The 14851-nt window shown below is 61.8% G+C and carries 13 protein-coding genes; 6 read left to right on the top strand and 7 right to left on the bottom strand.

What is annotated here, in order from left to right; genetic code table 11:
- Positions 1 to 92: 92 nt before the first annotated feature.
- Positions 93 to 1010: a LysR substrate-binding domain-containing protein gene (locus CAF80_RS12315; RefSeq protein WP_074690186.1), complete on the bottom strand. Its 918-nt coding sequence runs from the start codon at positions 1008 to 1010 to the stop codon at positions 93 to 95.
- 141 nt (positions 1011 to 1151) lie between these two features.
- On the opposite strand from CAF80_RS12315, the gene CAF80_RS12320 reads away from it, so the two are divergent.
- Positions 1152 to 1769 (top strand): hemolysin III family protein, encoded by a 618-nt coding sequence (locus CAF80_RS12320; RefSeq protein WP_011336351.1) that lies wholly within the window; start codon positions 1152 to 1154, stop codon positions 1767 to 1769.
- Here the strand turns inward: CAF80_RS12320 and CAF80_RS12325 are convergent.
- A complete protein-coding gene (locus CAF80_RS12325; RefSeq protein WP_039767954.1) occupies positions 1766 to 2677 on the bottom strand; it encodes a LysR family transcriptional regulator in 912 nt (303 codons plus the stop codon). The two genes, CAF80_RS12320 and CAF80_RS12325, sit on opposite strands and share 4 nt — an antisense overlap.
- A 108-nt stretch (positions 2678 to 2785) precedes the next feature.
- On the opposite strand from CAF80_RS12325, the gene CAF80_RS12330 reads away from it, so the two are divergent.
- A complete protein-coding gene (locus CAF80_RS12330; RefSeq protein WP_085667391.1) occupies positions 2786 to 4027 on the top strand; it encodes a D-amino acid dehydrogenase in 1242 nt (413 codons plus the stop codon).
- A gap of 41 nt (positions 4028 to 4068) precedes the next feature.
- Positions 4069 to 4971 carry a transporter substrate-binding domain-containing protein gene (locus CAF80_RS12335; protein WP_085667392.1) on the top strand — a complete coding sequence of 301 codons (903 nt, stop codon included), beginning with the start codon at positions 4069 to 4071 and terminating at the stop codon, positions 4969 to 4971.
- Positions 4972 to 4975: 4 nt separating this feature from the next.
- On the opposite strand, the gene CAF80_RS12340 is transcribed toward CAF80_RS12335, so the two are convergent.
- Positions 4976 to 5695 (bottom strand): 16S rRNA (uracil(1498)-N(3))-methyltransferase, encoded by a 720-nt coding sequence (locus CAF80_RS12340; protein ID WP_074690188.1) that lies wholly within the window; start codon positions 5693 to 5695, stop codon positions 4976 to 4978.
- Positions 5696 to 5840: 145 nt separating this feature from the next.
- Positions 5841 to 7247, bottom strand: coding sequence for an adenosylmethionine--8-amino-7-oxononanoate transaminase (locus CAF80_RS12345; RefSeq protein WP_085667393.1), 1407 nt, complete (start codon positions 7245 to 7247; stop codon positions 5841 to 5843).
- Between the two features lie 223 nt (positions 7248 to 7470).
- Between CAF80_RS12345 and CAF80_RS12350 the strand changes: the two genes are divergently transcribed.
- The 3 genes from CAF80_RS12350 to CAF80_RS12360 all read left to right on the top strand — a co-directional run bounded on the left by CAF80_RS12350 (position 7471) and on the right by CAF80_RS12360 (position 10704).
- Entirely contained in the window at positions 7471 to 9249 is a 1779-nt protein-coding gene (locus CAF80_RS12350; RefSeq protein ID WP_039767959.1) for a flavin monoamine oxidase family protein, read from the top strand.
- 277 nt (positions 9250 to 9526) lie between these two features.
- A complete protein-coding gene (locus tag CAF80_RS12355; RefSeq protein ID WP_074692051.1) occupies positions 9527 to 10078 on the top strand; it encodes a cytochrome b in 552 nt (183 codons plus the stop codon).
- 32 nt (positions 10079 to 10110) lie between these two features.
- Positions 10111 to 10704: a YceI family protein gene (locus CAF80_RS12360; protein ID WP_039768113.1), complete on the top strand. Its 594-nt coding sequence runs from the start codon at positions 10111 to 10113 to the stop codon at positions 10702 to 10704.
- Between the two features lie 138 nt (positions 10705 to 10842).
- Here CAF80_RS12360 and CAF80_RS12365 read toward each other — a convergent pair whose 3' ends face one another.
- The 3 genes from CAF80_RS12365 to metF form a co-directional block, all read right to left on the bottom strand.
- A complete protein-coding gene (locus tag CAF80_RS12365) occupies positions 10843 to 12717 on the bottom strand; it encodes a DEAD/DEAH box helicase (RefSeq protein ID WP_074692054.1) in 1875 nt (624 codons plus the stop codon).
- A gap of 222 nt (positions 12718 to 12939) precedes the next feature.
- Positions 12940 to 13752, bottom strand: coding sequence for an ABC transporter substrate-binding protein (locus tag CAF80_RS12370; protein ID WP_039767962.1), 813 nt, complete (start codon positions 13750 to 13752; stop codon positions 12940 to 12942).
- 148 nt (positions 13753 to 13900) lie between these two features.
- Complete coding sequence (gene metF, locus CAF80_RS12375; RefSeq protein ID WP_007959683.1) at positions 13901 to 14746, bottom strand: methylenetetrahydrofolate reductase [NAD(P)H]; 846 nt, start codon at positions 14744 to 14746, stop codon at positions 13901 to 13903.
- Positions 14747 to 14851 lie beyond the last annotated feature (105 nt).

Raw genomic sequence — 14851 nt, forward strand, 5'->3', positions numbered from 1 at the left:
CTCATTGGACGCTCTGCGTCCGCTTTTGGGACGCGGAGCGTCCCGGGCTGCATTCCCACGCGGAGCGTGGGAACGATCATCAGCCGCGATCATTAGGTGGTCTGGCGATTCGCATACATCCGACACTCCGCCAACAACGCCAGCAGATTCGGATCGCGCTCTTTAGCCTTCAAAAACACCACCCCAATGTGCTGCTGCAACCGGTACTTCTCCTGCAACGGAATCAGCTTCACCCGGTTCTCGTACACCGCCGCAATCCTCCCCGGCAGCAACGCATAACCGACCCCGGAGCTGACCATGCTCAGCAGGGTGAAGATGTCGTTGACCTGCATCGCTACCTTTGGCTCGAACCCCGCCTGCCGAAACACTCGGATGCCGTCCTGGTGGGTGGCGAAGCCTTGGGTGAGGGTGATGAAGGTTTCGTCGCGCACCTCCGCCAGATCCACTTCGCTGCGTTGGGCGAAGCGCGAATCGGCCGGAGTGGCGAGGAAAATGTCGTCGGAAAACAGTGGAATCTGCTCGCAGTCCGGGTCGTTGACGGTGTCGTCCAGCGACACCAGGATCGCGTCGACTTCCATGTTTTTCAGCTTGTAGAGCAGGTCGATGTTCGAGCCGAGAATCAGGTCGATGTTGAGTTCGCTGCGGCGGATCTTCAAACCCATGATCAATTGCGGCACGGTCTTCACCGTCAGCGAATACAGTGAGCCGAGCTTGAAGCGTTCAGCCGAGAACCCGGCGGCTTCGCGGGTCAGGCGCACGCTTTCGACCACGTCCTGAATCAGCTTCTGCGCCCGTTCTTCGAGCACGTAGGCGCTTTCCAGCGGTGTCAGGTTGCGCCCTTCGTGTTTGAACAGCGGACAGCGCAGGGCGCTTTCCAGCGAATGGATCGCGCGGTGCACGCTGACGTTGCTGGTCTGCAACTCGGCGGCGGCGCGGGCGAGGTTGCCGGTGCGCATGAAGGCGAGGAACACCTCGAGTTTCTTCAGGGTCAATTCTTCGTCGATCAGCATGGCGCGGACTCTTCTTGGTATCGCTCGATTGTGCCCAAATATCAGGACAGGTGCCTGCCTGCGTTGAACGGAAACATTGCGCTTTTACGCTCAAGGCCCGAGCCTTGCGCGTTGCGGTAACGAAATCGAGGTGTGCGACACATGTATCACGGAGAAAAACTGAACGCCTGGACGCATCTGGTCGGTGCGGTAGCGGCGTTTGTCGGGGGCGTCTGGATGCTGGTGATTGCCAGCCTCGACGGCAGCCCTTGGAAGATCGTCAGCGTGGCGATTTATGCCTTTACGTTGCTGGTGCTTTACAGCGCGTCCACCGTGTACCACAGCGTGCGCGGGCGCAAGAAAGCGATCATGAAGAAGGTCGATCACTTTTCGATCTACCTGCTGATCGCCGGCAGTTACACGCCGTTCTGCCTGGTGACCCTGCGCGGGCCGTGGGGCTGGACGCTGTTCGGGATTGTCTGGGGGCTGGCGCTGATCGGCATCCTGCAGGAGATCAAGCCACGCTCGGAGGCGCGGATCCTGTCGATCGTGATCTACGCGGTGATGGGCTGGATCGTGCTGGTGGCGGTCAAGCCGCTGATCGCCGCGCTCGGGACGGCGGGGTTTGCCTGGCTGGCGTCGGGTGGCGTGCTGTACACCGTGGGGATCATCTTCTTTGCCCTCGACCATCGGTTGCGGCATGCCCACGGGATCTGGCATCTGTTCGTGATCGCCGGGAGTTTGCTGCACTTTGTGGCGATTCTGTTTTACGTCCTTTAAGCGCCTATCAGTCGGCCGAGTTGTTCGCTGGCGCGCTGACTGAAGATCTGCAGCAAATCATTCAGCGTATGTGGCGGTGGTTCGGTGGCGCGAGTCACTGCGTACAGCGTGATCGGCAGCGGCGGGGCGAGAGGGCGGATAGTGGTGGTGGCCGATGAGGCACCCAGCGCGGTGAACGGATCGATCACCGTGACACCAGCGCCAGACTCCACCATCGCTCGCGCCAGCGAATACGTCTGCACGGCGATCCGCACACGCGGCGGCGGTTCGACCGCTTCGAGATAACTATCGAGGCGGGCGGCCAATGGATCGGCGCTGGACAGGCCGATCAGCGGCGCCCCGGCCAACGCCATCAGCGGCAACGGCTGACCAGCGTCTTCTTCCGGCCAATAACCTTTCGGCGCCAGCGCCACCAGCACCCCCGAGGCCAAAGCCTGGGCCTTCAGCCCCGGATGGTCCGGCAACTGCAACGTCAGCGCCACGTCCACTTCGCGCATCAGCAGGTTCTGCATCAGCTCGCGGCTGTGGGCGCTCGACAGTTCGCAGGCGATGTCCGTGAATTGCGCGGTCCACTGCTGGATCGCCGGCGGCAGCAACGACAGCGCCAGCGCCGGGGTCGCGCCGATCCGTAGGCTGTGGCCGGGTTCGCGGCGCAGGCTCTGGGCCAGACGCCGTACGCCTTGCAGGCTTTCGGTGACCTTGTCGACTTCGCGTTCCAGTTCCAGCGCTTCAGGGGTCGCCTGCAACTTGCCGCGCACCCGCAGAAACAACGGAAAGCCCAATTGCTGCTCGGCGTGCTGCAGCACCTTGGTCACCGCCGGTTGCGAGACGTGCAGTAACTGCGCAGCAGCGCTGACCGAGCCGGTCTGGCGAATGGCCTGGAAAATCTCGATATGACGAAGGCGCATGACGATCCCATAACCTTTGTTTATAGGTTTGGCATCTTTATTCATTGTTCGGCGCCTGTCACCTCACCCTAACCTCGGCCTCGTCTTCAAGAACGATTAAGGACGGACATGGCTCAGCGTGTGTGCATCATCGGCGGCGGCGTGATCGGGTTGGCAACGGCCTGGGCGCTGGTGCGCGACGGCTTCGAAGTGACAGTGGTCGAGGCGCGGCAGTCGCTGGGCAGTGAAACCAGTTTCGCCAACGGCGGCCAGTTGTCCTACCGCTACGTCGCGCCACTGGCCGATGCCGGCGTGCCGTTGCAGGCAATCGGCTGGATGCTGCGTGGCGACTCACCGCTGAAACTTCGCCCGCGCCTGGACCCGGCGCAGTGGCGCTGGATGGCCTCGTTTCTCGCCGCGTGCCGCACCTCGGTCAACCGCGAAAACGCCGCGCATCTGTTGCGTCTGGCGCTGTTCAGCCAGAGCACGCTGAAACGCTGGCGTGAGGACGACGGACTCGTCGGCTTCAACTGGCGACGCAACGGCAAACTGGTGACTTTCCGCAACGCCGCCAGCTTCGACCATGCACGCAAGGGCCTGGCCGATCCGCAACAACAGCAGGTGTTGTCCGCCGCCGAATGTGCGCGGCTGGAGCCGGCACTGACCGATGCGCCGTTTGTGGGCGCGATCTACACGCCGGATGAAGAAGTAGGCGACTGTCACGGCTTCTGCCAACAGCTGGCGGCGCGATTGAAGGCGTCGGGCCGTTGCGAATTTCGTCTCGGTCAGGCAGTCACCGGCATTCGCCATAGTCACGGCGCCGTCACGGCCATTGAACTTGGCGAAGAGACTTTGCCGGTCGAACAACTGGTGATCGCCGCCGGCCATCGCAGCCCGTTGCTCGCGCTGCCCGGCCTGCGCCTGCCGCTGTATCCGCTGAAAGGCTACAGCCTGACCGTGCCGATTGGCAACGAGCACCGGGCGCCGGACGTGAGCATCACCGACTACGACCGCAAGATCGTCTACGCGCGTATCGGCGAACAACTGCGCGTAGCGGCAATGGTCGACATCGTCGGTTTCGACCCGGCGTTGGACCCCGAGCGGCTGGCGCTGATCAAGCGCCAGGCCCGCGACACCTTTCCCGACGCCGGCAACTACGATGCGGCCGTCGAATGGGCTGGCATGCGCCCGGCCACGCCCACCGGCGTTCCGCTGTTGGGCGCCACGGCCTATCGCAATCTGTGGCTCAACCTCGGCCACGGTGCGCTGGGTTTCACCCTGGCCTGCGGCAGCGGGCAGTTGCTCAGCGAACTGATTGGCGAGCAGCGCACATCCATTGACCTACACGGGTTCAATCCCCGTGCGGCGTGACGGTTTCTGCTAAAACACCCCACCCACAACGGAGAATAACAATGCAAAAAATCACGTTGCTCGGCTGCACACTGGCGCTGGTTTTCGGCGCTCAGGCGCAGGCCAATGAAGTTCCGCTGACCGGTACGCTCGGCAAGATCGCCAGCGCCAACAGCATCACCCTGGGTTATCGCGATGCGTCGGTGCCGTTCTCGTATGTGGGTGATCACACCGGCCAGCCGATGGGGTATTCGGTGGAGCTGGCAGACAAGATCGTCGAGCGCATCAGGCAGCAACTGGCGCTGCCGGAGCTGAAGGTGAAGTACAACCTGGTGACGTCGCAGACGCGGATTCCGCTGGTGCAGAACGGCACGGTCGACCTTGAATGCGGCTCTACCGGGGTAACCGCCGAACGGCAGAAGCAGGTCGCGTTCTCCTACGGTTTTATCTACGTCAAAGGTCAGCTCCTGACTGCCAGGGACAGCGGCATCAAAAGCTTCGATGACCTGCGCGGCAAGAACGTGGTGACCACCGCCGGCACCACCAACGAGCGCTATCTGAAGAGCTACAACCTCGACCACGAACTGAACATGTTCGTCATCAGCGCCAAGGATCACGGCGAGGCATTCCAGATGCTGCAATCGGGGCGCGCGGCGGCGTTCTACATGGACGATGCGTTGCTCTACGGCGAGCGGGCCAAGGCACGCGATCCGCACAACTGGGTCGTGGTGGGGGAGGAACAATCGCGGGAAATCTACAGCTGCATGGTGCGCAAGGATGATCCGCAGTTTCTTGCGCTGGTGAACGGCGTGTTGGCCGACCTGTACAGTTCGGGGGAGATCAACGGGATCTACCGCAAGTGGTTCGAGCAGCCGATCCCGCCGAAGGGCCTGAACCTTGAGTTCCCGATGACCAGCGAACTCAAGGCAATCATCGCCAGACCAACCAGTGATCCGGTGCAGTGACGGGTTAGAAATCACCCCACAGTTGCTGCGCCACCGCCAGTGCCACAACCGGCGCGGTCTCGGTGCGCAGCACGCGCGGGCCGAGGCGGGCGGCGTGGAAGCCGTTGGCCTTGGCCTGCTCGACTTCGGCGTCGGACAGGCCGCCTTCAGGGCCGATCAGGAACGCCAGCGTTGATGGCTTGGCATGGCTGATCAGCGGTTCGGCCACCGGGTGCAGCACCAGTTTCAGTTCGGCTTCGGTCTGCTTTAGCCAGTCGGCCAGCAACAGCGGTGGATGAATCACCGGCACCCGCGAACGACCACATTGCTCGCAAGCGCTGATCGCCACCTGACGCCAGTGCAGCAGGCGTTTGTCGGCGCGTTCGTCCTTGAGGCGGACTTCGCAGCGCTCGCTGAAGATCGGGGTGATTTCAGTCACGCCCAGTTCGGTGGCTTTCTGGATCGCCCAGTCCATCCGCTCGCCCCGGGACAGGCCCTGGCCGAGGTGGATGTGCAGCGGCGATTCGACCTGACCGGCGAACTGCTCGTCGATCTGCACCACCACGCGCTTCTTGCCGACTTCCACCAGCGATCCGCGAAACTCATGGCCGGAGCCGTCGAACAACTGCACCGAATCGCCTTCGGCCATGCGCAGCACGCGGCTGATGTAATGCGCCTGGGCTTCCGGCAGTTCGTGTTCGCCAGTGCTCAGCGGGGCGTCGATAAAAAAGCGGGACAGTCTCATTTCGGGTCTCTCTGATTAGATCGTTCCCACGCTCCGCGTGGGAATGCAGCCCGGGACGCTCTGCGTCCCAAGAGCGGACGCAGAGCGTCCTGTGAGGCGTTCCCACGCAGAGCATGGGAACGAGCCGTCAACTTAAGTGTTTGGATCAGCCCGGATCGCGAAAACCCGGATGAAAATCCTTCGGCACCGCCACACTGACGTTGTCACGGGTGGCAATGTCGATGCCTTCGCTGGCGACTTCGGCGAGCAAGTCGATCTGCTCCGGGGTGATCACGTACGGCGGCAGGAAATACACCACGCTGCCCAGCGGACGCAGCAGCGCACCACGCTCCAGCGCATGCTGGAACACCTTCAGGCCGCGACGTTCCTGCCACGGATAAGCCTCTTTCGTGGCTTTGTCCTTGACCATCTCGATCGCCAGGACCATGCCGGTCTGCCGGACTTCCGAAACATTCGGATGATCCGCCAGATGCGCCGTCGCCGATGCCATGCGTCGAGCCAGCGCCCGGTTGTTTTCGATCACGTTGTCCTGTTCGAAGATATCCAGGGTCGCCAACGCCGCCGCACACGCCAGCGGGTTGCCGGTGTAGCTGTGCGAATGCAGGAAGGCGCGCAGGGTCGGGTAATCGTCGTAGAACGCGCTGTACACCTCGTCGGTGGTCAGGCACGCCGCCAACGGCAGATAACCGCCGGTCAGGGCTTTCGACAGGCACAGGAAGTCCGGGCGGATGCCGGCCTGTTCGCAGGCGAACATCGTTCCGGTGCGACCGAAACCAACGGCGATTTCGTCATGGATCAGGTGCACGCCGTAACGGTCGCAGGCCTCGCGCAGCAGCTTGAGGTACACCGGGTGATACATGCGCATGCCGCCGGCGCCCTGGATCAGCGGCTCGACGATCACCGCAGCGACGCTGTCATGATTTTCCGCCAGCGTCTGTTCCATGGCCGCGAACATGTTGCGCGAATGCTCTTCCCAGCTCATGCCCTGCGGGCGCAGGTAGCAATCCGGGCTCGGCACCTTGATGGTGTCCATCAGCAGGGCTTTGTAGGTTTCGGTGAACAACGGCACGTCACCAACCGCCATCGCCGCCATGGTTTCGCCGTGGTAGCTGTTGGTCAGGGTGACGAAGCGTTTCTTGTTCGGCTGACCGCGGTTGAGCCAGTAGTGAAAGCTCATTTTCAGCGCGACTTCGATGCAGGACGAACCGTTATCGGCGTAGAACACCCGGTTCAGGCCTTCCGGCGTCATCTTCACCAGACGCTCGGACAGCTCGATCACTGGCTGATGGCTGAAACCGGCCAGAATCACGTGCTCCAGTTGATCGACCTGATCCTTGATGCGCTGATTGATGCGCGGGTTGGCGTGGCCGAACACGTTGACCCACCAGGAGCTGACCGCATCCAGATAACGCTTGCCTTCGAAGTCTTCGAGCCAGACGCCTTCACCGCGCTTGATCGGGATCAGCGGCAGCTGTTCGTGGTCTTTCATCTGGGTGCAGGGATGCCACAGCACCGCGAGATCGCGTTGCATCCACTGGTTGTTCAGGCCCATGTTCAGTCTCCTCGAGGCGGCTCGCGTCAGGCGCGGGCAAACAATCGCGCAAGCCTATGCAATGCATCGCGCCGGAACAACCCATTGTGTCGATTGAGCTACTTTGTATGGGCCGATAGACGTCGCTGGCGGCGTTTTGATGGCTGACGTATTCTTCGCGGTTCTTTGGGTCGTCTGACCCGCAAAACTGCTTTTTCCTACGTGTATTTCCGGAGTTCGCTGAATGTCTGTCGGTTGGCTGCGCGCCTGTGCGCTGGTGGTGTTGGGGCTGTTCAGCGTTACGGCGCTGGCCAAGGATAAAACCGCAATCGTGATCGGCGGCGGCCTGTCGGGCCTGACGGCGGCTTACGAACTGCAAAACAAGGGCTGGCAGGTCACGCTGCTCGAAGCCAAGCCGAGTCTGGGCGGTCGCTCGGGCATGGCCACCAGCGAGTGGATCGGCAACGACAAGACTCAACCGGTGCTGAACAAGTACGTTTCGACGTTCAAGCTGAGCACCACGCCGGCGCCTGAATTCGTACGGACTCCGGGTTACCTGATCGACGGCGAGTATTTCTCCGCCGCCGACCTGACCACCAAACAGCCCGCCACGGCCGAAGCGCTCAAGCGTTACGAGAAAACCCGTGACGATCTGGCGCGCTCGATCGACGATCCGCAGAACCCGGCGGCGACCAACACCCTGCACGCCCTGGACCAGATCAACGTCTCGAGCTGGCTCGACAAGCAGAACCTGCCGGCCACCGCGCGTCAGCTGATCAACCAGGATATCCGCACCCACTACGACGAACCTTCGCGCCTGTCGCTGCTGTACTTCGCACAGCAGAGCCGGGTGTATCGCGGCGTGTCCGACCGTGACCTGCGCGCTTCGCGTCTGGTCGGTGGCAGCCCGGTGCTGGCCCAGGCCTTCGTCAAACAGTTGAAAACCATCAAGACCAACTCGCCAGTATCTGCCATCACCCAGGACAAGGACGGCGTGACCGTCAAGGTCGGCAGCGTCGGCTACCAGGCCGATTACGTTGTGCTGGCGGTGCCGTTGCGCGCCCTCAACAAGATCCAGCTGACTCCGGCGCTGGACGCCCAGCACCTGGCCGCGATCAAGGGCACCAACTACGGCTGGCGCGACCAGATCATGCTGAAGTTCAAGACGCCGGTATGGGAAAGCAAGGCGCGGATGTCCGGCGAGATCTACAGCAACACTGGCCTTGGCATGTTGTGGATCGAGCCGGCTCTGAAGGGCGGCGCCAACGTGGTGATCAACCTGTCCGGCGATAACGCCCGCGTCATGCAGGCCTTCGGCGACAAGCAGATGGTCGATCAGGTGCTGATTCGCCTGCACACCTTTTATCCACAGGCCCGTGGCTCGTTCACCGGTTATGAAATCCGTCGCTACAGCACCGATCCATCGACCGGTGGTTCCTACCTGGCCTTCGGCCCTGGCCAGATCAGCAAATACTGGCGCCTGTGGGAGCGTCCGCTGCAGCGCGTAGCGTTTGCCGGCGAACACACCGACACCTTGTACCCGGGCACCCTGGAAGGCGCACTGCGCACCGGTCAGCGCGCAGCCAGTCAGGTTGAAGACCTGGCGGCGGGCAAATCCTTCGAACCGGCCAAGGTCGGCCCGGCAGCGGCCACCGCCGCAGCGGCGGGTGCGGGCGCGGCAGTAGCGGCGAAGAAAGGCAACTTCTTCACCAACCTGTTCGGCGGTTCGGACGACGACAAGAAGCCAGAGCCAGTGAAAGCGCCAGAGCCGGCACCTGCTCCAGCCGCCCCAGCGCCTGCACCGGCTCCGGCCCCTGCGCCAGCCCCGGTGGAAGCACCGAAGCCAGCGGCCCCGGTGAAAGCCGAGCCGGCGAAGAAAGCGGCAGCCAAACCAGCAGCGAAGAAACCGGCGGCCAAGACCGAAGCGAAAAAACCTGCAGCGAAACCTGCGGCGAAAAAAGCTGAACCGGCGAAGAAGCCAGCGGCCAAACCGGCGGCAAGCACCGAGACCAAAGCGCAGTAAGGCTTGGCGGTGAATGAAAAAGCGCGGCTTTCAGGCCGCGCTTTTTTTTGCCTGAAAGATCGCCATCGCGAGCAGGCTCGCGATGGGATCAATGCGGGCACTGAAATTTGAAGACCTCTCAGCTAACCTCCAGTCACACTTTTGTCTTTAATCTTTCCTTAACTCCCCTGTTCAAGACTCTTGATCGTATTTCTCGATATTTCAAAGCGAAATTTTCCGCTTTAATTCGATAGATAACTCGCTAGTCTTGGTTCGCAGTTCTCACAGGATTTGGGCAATGCAGCTACGTAACTCTTCTTCGCGCTACGGTTGGGTCAGCATCTTCATGCACTGGGGTGTGGCGCTGGCGGTCTTCGGGCTGTTCGCGCTCGGTCTGTGGATGGTGGGGCTGGATTACTACAGCACCTGGCGCAAAGACGCGCCGGATCTGCACAAGAGCATCGGTCTGGTGCTGCTGGGTGTAATGGTGTTGCGAGTGTTGTGGCGCTTTGTCAGTCCACCGCCGCCAACGCTCCAGAGCTACAGCCGCATGACCCGCATCGGCGCCAAGTTCGGCCATGGGTTTCTTTACCTTGCTCTGTTCGCCGTGATGATTGCCGGTTACCTGATTTCCACCGCAGATGGTGTCGGGATCCCGGTGTTTGGCCTGTTTGAAGTTCCTGCACTGGTTTCCGGACTACCGGATCAGGCAGATACCGCCGGTGTGATTCATCTCTGGCTGGCGTGGGCGCTGGTAATTTTTTCCGGCCTTCATGCGTTGGCAGCATTGAAGCACCACTTTATCGATCGTGATGCGACCCTGACACGAATGCTGGGACGCAAAGCCTGATGTTCAACCTCGACTCCAAAGGAAAACAAAGCATGTTGAAAAAGACTCTGGCCGCTCTGGCAATCGGCTCTGCCGTCCTGTCCGCCAATGTGATGGCCGCTGACTACGTAGTCGACAAAGAAGGCCAGCACGCCTTCGTCGACTTCAAGATCAGCCACCTGGGCTACAGCTACATCACCGGTACCTTCAAGGACATCAGCGGCAAGTTCAGCTTCGATGCTGCCAAGCCTGAAGACAGCAAGATCGAGTTCGACGTGAAGACCGCCAGCGTGTTCACCAACCACGCCGAGCGTGACAAGCACATCTCCAGCAAAGACTTCCTGGACGTGGGCAAATACGCTGATGCCAAGTTCGTCTCCACCAGCGTCAAGTCCACCGGCAAGAACGCCGATGGCAAAGACACTGCCGACGTGACGGGTGACCTGACCCTGCACGGCGTGACCAAGCCGATCGTGGTCAAGGCCACTTTCCTGGGTGAAGGCAAGGATCCATGGGGCGGCTACCGTGCCGGCTTCGAAGGCACTACCAGCATCAAGCGTTCTGATTTCGGCAAGATGATGGACCTGGGTCCACAGTCTGACAAAGTCGACCTGTACATCTCGTTCGAAGGTGTCAAAGCGAAGTAATTTTCGCCGGCCATACAAAAACGCCCCCGGTCTTGCGATCGGGGGCGTTTTTAATTGCCTGCCGCCACTTTCGTTTCAGCGGCGCACAAAAAATGCCCCGGTTTTCAGGCCGGGGCATTTTTCATTGCAGTCGAAAACTCAGCGATTGCGGGTCAGCAAGGCCGGTTTTTCACCGCGTGGGCGGCTTGGCAGTTGATCCAGTTGCTCAGGCGTCGGGAAGCGGTCGGCTTTCGACTCCTTGTGCATGATCTTCGGCCCGCTGCTGCGCGGGTTCTGCACGGCCGGTTCAGCGCGTTGCTGATCGTCACGGGCCGGGCGGCGGTTGCGCGAGTTTTCGTCGCGACGACCCTGACCGTCACGCGGTGCACCGTTGCGTGGGCCACTGCGTTTGCCTGGCGGGGTGCCGGTGCTCGAGCCGTTGCTGTTGCGCGGGCCGTTCTGGCGACCTTGCGACTGACCGCCGCGGGGTGCGCCCGAACCTGCGCCTTGCGCCGGAGCGCCTGGACGACGGTTGCGACCACCGGTTGGAGCCTGCTTCGGCACGTAGTCGACGCGGTTACCGAAGTTATCGATATCGTCGTCGAGGAATTCGTCCGGAGCACGGTCAGCAGCGGCGCGTGGCGGCTGGCTTGGCTGGCGCTGTTCGCGGGCCGGAGTGCCTTCACGCGGCTTCTGTTGACGGGCTGGACGCTCGCCACGCTCACCGGCCGGTTTTTCCTTGCCCTTGCCCTTGTCTTTGCCTTTGTCTTTACGACCGCCGCCACCGCCGCCGCCATTCGGACCGTCACCGCGTGGGCCACGAGCATTGCGCGGGTTGCGCATGTCCGGACGTTCACGGGCTTCCGGCTTCTCGGCCTCGATGGTGCTGGCATCGAAGCCCATCAGGTCGCCGTCGGCGATTTTCTGCTTGGTCATGCGTTCGATGCTTTTCAGCAGTTTTTCTTCGTCCGGTGCGACCAGCGAGATCGCCTCGCCCGAACGACCGGCCCGGCCGGTACGGCCGATACGGTGCACGTAGTCTTCATCGACGTTCGGCAGTTCGAAGTTGACCACGTGTGGCAACTGGTCGATGTCCAGGCCACGGGCGGCGATGTCGGTGGCAACCAGGATGCGCACTTCACCGGCCTTGAAGTCGGCCAGGGCTTTGGTGCGGGCGTTCTGGCTCTTGTTGCCGTGGATCGCCACAGCCGGCAGGCCGTGTTTGTCCAGGTACTCGGCCAGACGGTTGGCGCCGTGCTTGGTGCGGGTGAACACCAGCACCTGTTCCCACGCGCCGGCGGTAATCAGGTGGGCCAGCAGCGCACGCTTGTGGCTGGCCGGCAGACGGAACACGCGTTGTTCGATGCGCTCGACCGTGGTGTTCGGCGGCGTCACTTCGATGCGTTCCGGGTTGTGCAGCAGTTTGCCGGCAAGATCGGTGATGTCTTTGGAGAAGGTCGCCGAGAACAGCAGGTTCTGGCGCTTGGCCGGCAGACGCGCGAGGACTTTCTTCACGTCATGGACGAAGCCCATGTCGAGCATGCGGTCGGCTTCGTCGAGCACGAGAATTTCGACGTGGGACAGATCGACGCTGCCCTGGCCGCACAGGTCGAGCAGACGACCGGGGCACGCCACCAGCACGTCAACGCCACGGGACATGGCCTGAACCTGCGGGTTCATGCCGACGCCGCCGAAGATGCACGCGCTGACGAATTTCAGGTCGCGGGCGTAGATCTTGAAACTGTCGTGAACCTGCGCCGCGAGTTCGCGGGTAGGGGTCAGCACGAGCACGCGCGGTTGGCGCGGGCCGTGACGCTGGGATTTGTCCGGGTGACCGTTGGGAAACAGCCGCTCCAGGATCGGAAGGGCGAAACCGCCGGTTTTACCAGTACCTGTCTGAGCCGCAACCATCAGGTCGCGACCTTGCAACACGGCGGGAATGGCCCGCTGTTGCACCGGAGTAGGCTCGGTATAGCCCGCATCTTCGATAGCGCGGACCAAAGCCTCGGAGAGACCGAGGGAAGCAAAGGACATGAGTAATCCTGTTTCAGTTAGGGCTTGGCCCAATGGGAGTCTTGCCTGGCGCGAATGGCGTTTAAGAGGACGCAATCCCGTCCGGTCCTGCTGCGGTTCCGAAGGCACGTCCGGAGCGCTCGCGCGGGCTGAAAAGCTGCGCTGTAGCGGGTCGGGAGGCCTGTTACGGTTCCGGGCGTCCGGGCGTGAGCCTGGCGGGAACGCCGGAGTATAACAGAGCAATCACTGCGCGCCGCTTTCCTGCTGCTCAACGGTTTTGCCGCTGGCGGTGGCGTTGCCCAGCGGTGCCGCCAGGGCGGGGGCCGCGCCGTAGCGAGCGCTGAGCTCGGCATAGGCCGGTTCGCGCTTGAAACGCTTGAGTTCGGCGCCGAAGCGCTGCACCAGCAAATCCATTCCGGCATTGCGTCGCACGGCCAGAAACTGGCTCTGGCGGCTGATGACCGTGGGGTTTTCAGTGATCTGGTTGCGGATATCCAATTCATCGAGCAAATGCTGGCCCACGCGGCGGTCGGTGATCAGCAGGTCGATACGCCCGCGCACCAGTTTGCCGAAATTGGCTTCGTGGGTCGGGGCCGGCTCGCGGGTGAACAGCGTCGATTCGCGAAAGTCGGGGCTGTACAGATAGCCCGGTGAGGTGCCGATGGTCAGGCCCTTGAGGTCTTCGAGGCTGCGAAAAGGGTGCGGGCGGTCGTTGGCGTAAAACATCACGAACTCGACGTCCGACAGCGGTTCGCTCGGATAGAGCAGGGTGGCGTCGCGTTCGTCGCTATGGAAGATGTCCAGCGCGCCGTCGGCCTGGCCGGTTTCGAGCATCGACAGGCAGCGTTTCCACGGCAGGAACTGCCATTCGACTTCGATGCCCAGGCGCTTGAACACGATGGCGGTGGTTTCGTAGTCGAGACCGAGGTTCTTGCCGTCTTGTTCATAGACGTACGGCGCCCACGGTTCGGTGACGATACGCAGCTTCTCGCCCCGAGCGGCAAAGCTCAGGCAAGCAAAAACCAGCACGGCGAATAACTGCGTGATCAAAGGCATGGCTTGAGATTACGACGAGAAACGGCAAAGAGCCAGAAACTGGCCGCAGAAGCTCTGTTTCGGGCGTTTAAAAGCAAAAGATCGCAGCGGCGAAAGCGCTGTAGGCACTGTCGTGGCTGCGATCTTCTGGTTCTGCGGTTACGTCTTTTTAGCGCGGCAGCTTCAGGTTGTTCCAGATCGCCAGGCTCGGTTCGGCCTGGTTCATGGAATAGAAGTGCAGGCCAGGCGCGCCGCCTTGCAGCAGGCGTTCGCACATTTCGGTGACGACCTGTTCGCCAAAACGCTGAATGCTCTGGCTGTCATCGCCGTAGGCTTCCAGCTGCTTGCGGATCCAGCGCGGGATTTCCGCACCGCAGGCATCGGAGAAACGCGCGAGTTTGCTGTAGTTGGTGATCGGCATGATCCCCGGCACGACCGGAATGTCCACGCCCAGCGCCTGCAAACGGTCGACAAAGTAGAAGTAGCTGTCGGCGTTGAAGAAGTACTGGGTGATCGCGCTGTCGGCGCCGGCACGGGCCTTGCGCACGAAGTTGGCCAGATCGTCTTCGTAGTTGCGCGCTTGCGGATGCATCTCCGGGTAGGCGGCGACTTCGATGTGGAAATGATTGCCGGTTTCTTCACGAATGAATTCAACCAGTTCATTGGCGTGACGCAGCTCGCCGCTGGTCATGCCCATGCCGGACGGCAGGTCACCGCGCAGGGCGACGATGCGCTTGATGCCGGCGGCCTTGTACTCGTTCAGCAGGCCGCGCAGGTCGTCCTTGCTGTCGCCGACGCACGACAGGTGCGGGGCGGCGGGGATTTTGACTTCGCTTTCCAGCTGCAGAACGGTGTTCAGCGTGCGGTCACGGGTCGAACCGCCAGCGCCGTAGGTGCAGGAAAAGAAGTCGGGGTTGTAAGTGGCCAACTGACGGGCAGTGGCGAGCAGTTTTTCATGCCCAGCATCGGTCTTGGTCGGGAAGAACTCGAAGCTGTAGCGACGGTCTTGGGACATGGAGGAAGCCTCCAGTTACGAGCGGCAAGCTACAAGCTGCGAGAGAAGCGGTGGTGCGCTGATCTATCGAGCGTGAAACCTGCTGCCTGAAACTGTTTTGAAATA

The organism is Pseudomonas sp. B34(2017) (assembly GCF_002112915.1).
Taxonomy (GTDB): Bacteria; Pseudomonadota; Gammaproteobacteria; order Pseudomonadales; family Pseudomonadaceae; genus Aquipseudomonas; species Aquipseudomonas pharyngis.

What these genes read in the sequence shown, in the direction of transcription:
- CAF80_RS12330 (WP_085667391.1), top strand. Translation starts at nt 2,786, where the DNA reads ATGGCTCAGCGTGTGTGCATCATCGGCGGCGGCGTGATCGGGTTGGCA.
- CAF80_RS12345 (WP_085667393.1), bottom strand. Translation starts at nt 7,247, where the DNA reads ATGGGCCTGAACAACCAGTGGATGCAACGCGATCTCGCGGTGCTGTGG.
- metF (WP_007959683.1), bottom strand. Translation starts at nt 14,746, where the DNA reads ATGTCCCAAGACCGTCGCTACAGCTTCGAGTTCTTCCCGACCAAGACC.
- CAF80_RS12350 (WP_039767959.1), top strand. Translation starts at nt 7,471, where the DNA reads ATGTCTGTCGGTTGGCTGCGCGCCTGTGCGCTGGTGGTGTTGGGGCTG.
- CAF80_RS12335 (WP_085667392.1), top strand. Translation starts at nt 4,069, where the DNA reads ATGCAAAAAATCACGTTGCTCGGCTGCACACTGGCGCTGGTTTTCGGC.
- CAF80_RS12370 (WP_039767962.1), bottom strand. Translation starts at nt 13,752, where the DNA reads ATGCCTTTGATCACGCAGTTATTCGCCGTGCTGGTTTTTGCTTGCCTG.
- CAF80_RS12315 (WP_074690186.1), bottom strand. Translation starts at nt 1,010, where the DNA reads ATGCTGATCGACGAAGAATTGACCCTGAAGAAACTCGAGGTGTTCCTC.
- CAF80_RS12365 (WP_074692054.1), bottom strand. Translation starts at nt 12,717, where the DNA reads ATGTCCTTTGCTTCCCTCGGTCTCTCCGAGGCTTTGGTCCGCGCTATC.
- CAF80_RS12355 (WP_074692051.1), top strand. Translation starts at nt 9,527, where the DNA reads ATGCAGCTACGTAACTCTTCTTCGCGCTACGGTTGGGTCAGCATCTTC.
- CAF80_RS12360 (WP_039768113.1), top strand. Translation starts at nt 10,111, where the DNA reads ATGTTGAAAAAGACTCTGGCCGCTCTGGCAATCGGCTCTGCCGTCCTG.
- CAF80_RS12325 (WP_039767954.1), bottom strand. Translation starts at nt 2,677, where the DNA reads ATGCGCCTTCGTCATATCGAGATTTTCCAGGCCATTCGCCAGACCGGC.
- CAF80_RS12320 (WP_011336351.1), top strand. Translation starts at nt 1,152, where the DNA reads ATGTATCACGGAGAAAAACTGAACGCCTGGACGCATCTGGTCGGTGCG.
- CAF80_RS12340 (WP_074690188.1), bottom strand. Translation starts at nt 5,695, where the DNA reads ATGAGACTGTCCCGCTTTTTTATCGACGCCCCGCTGAGCACTGGCGAA.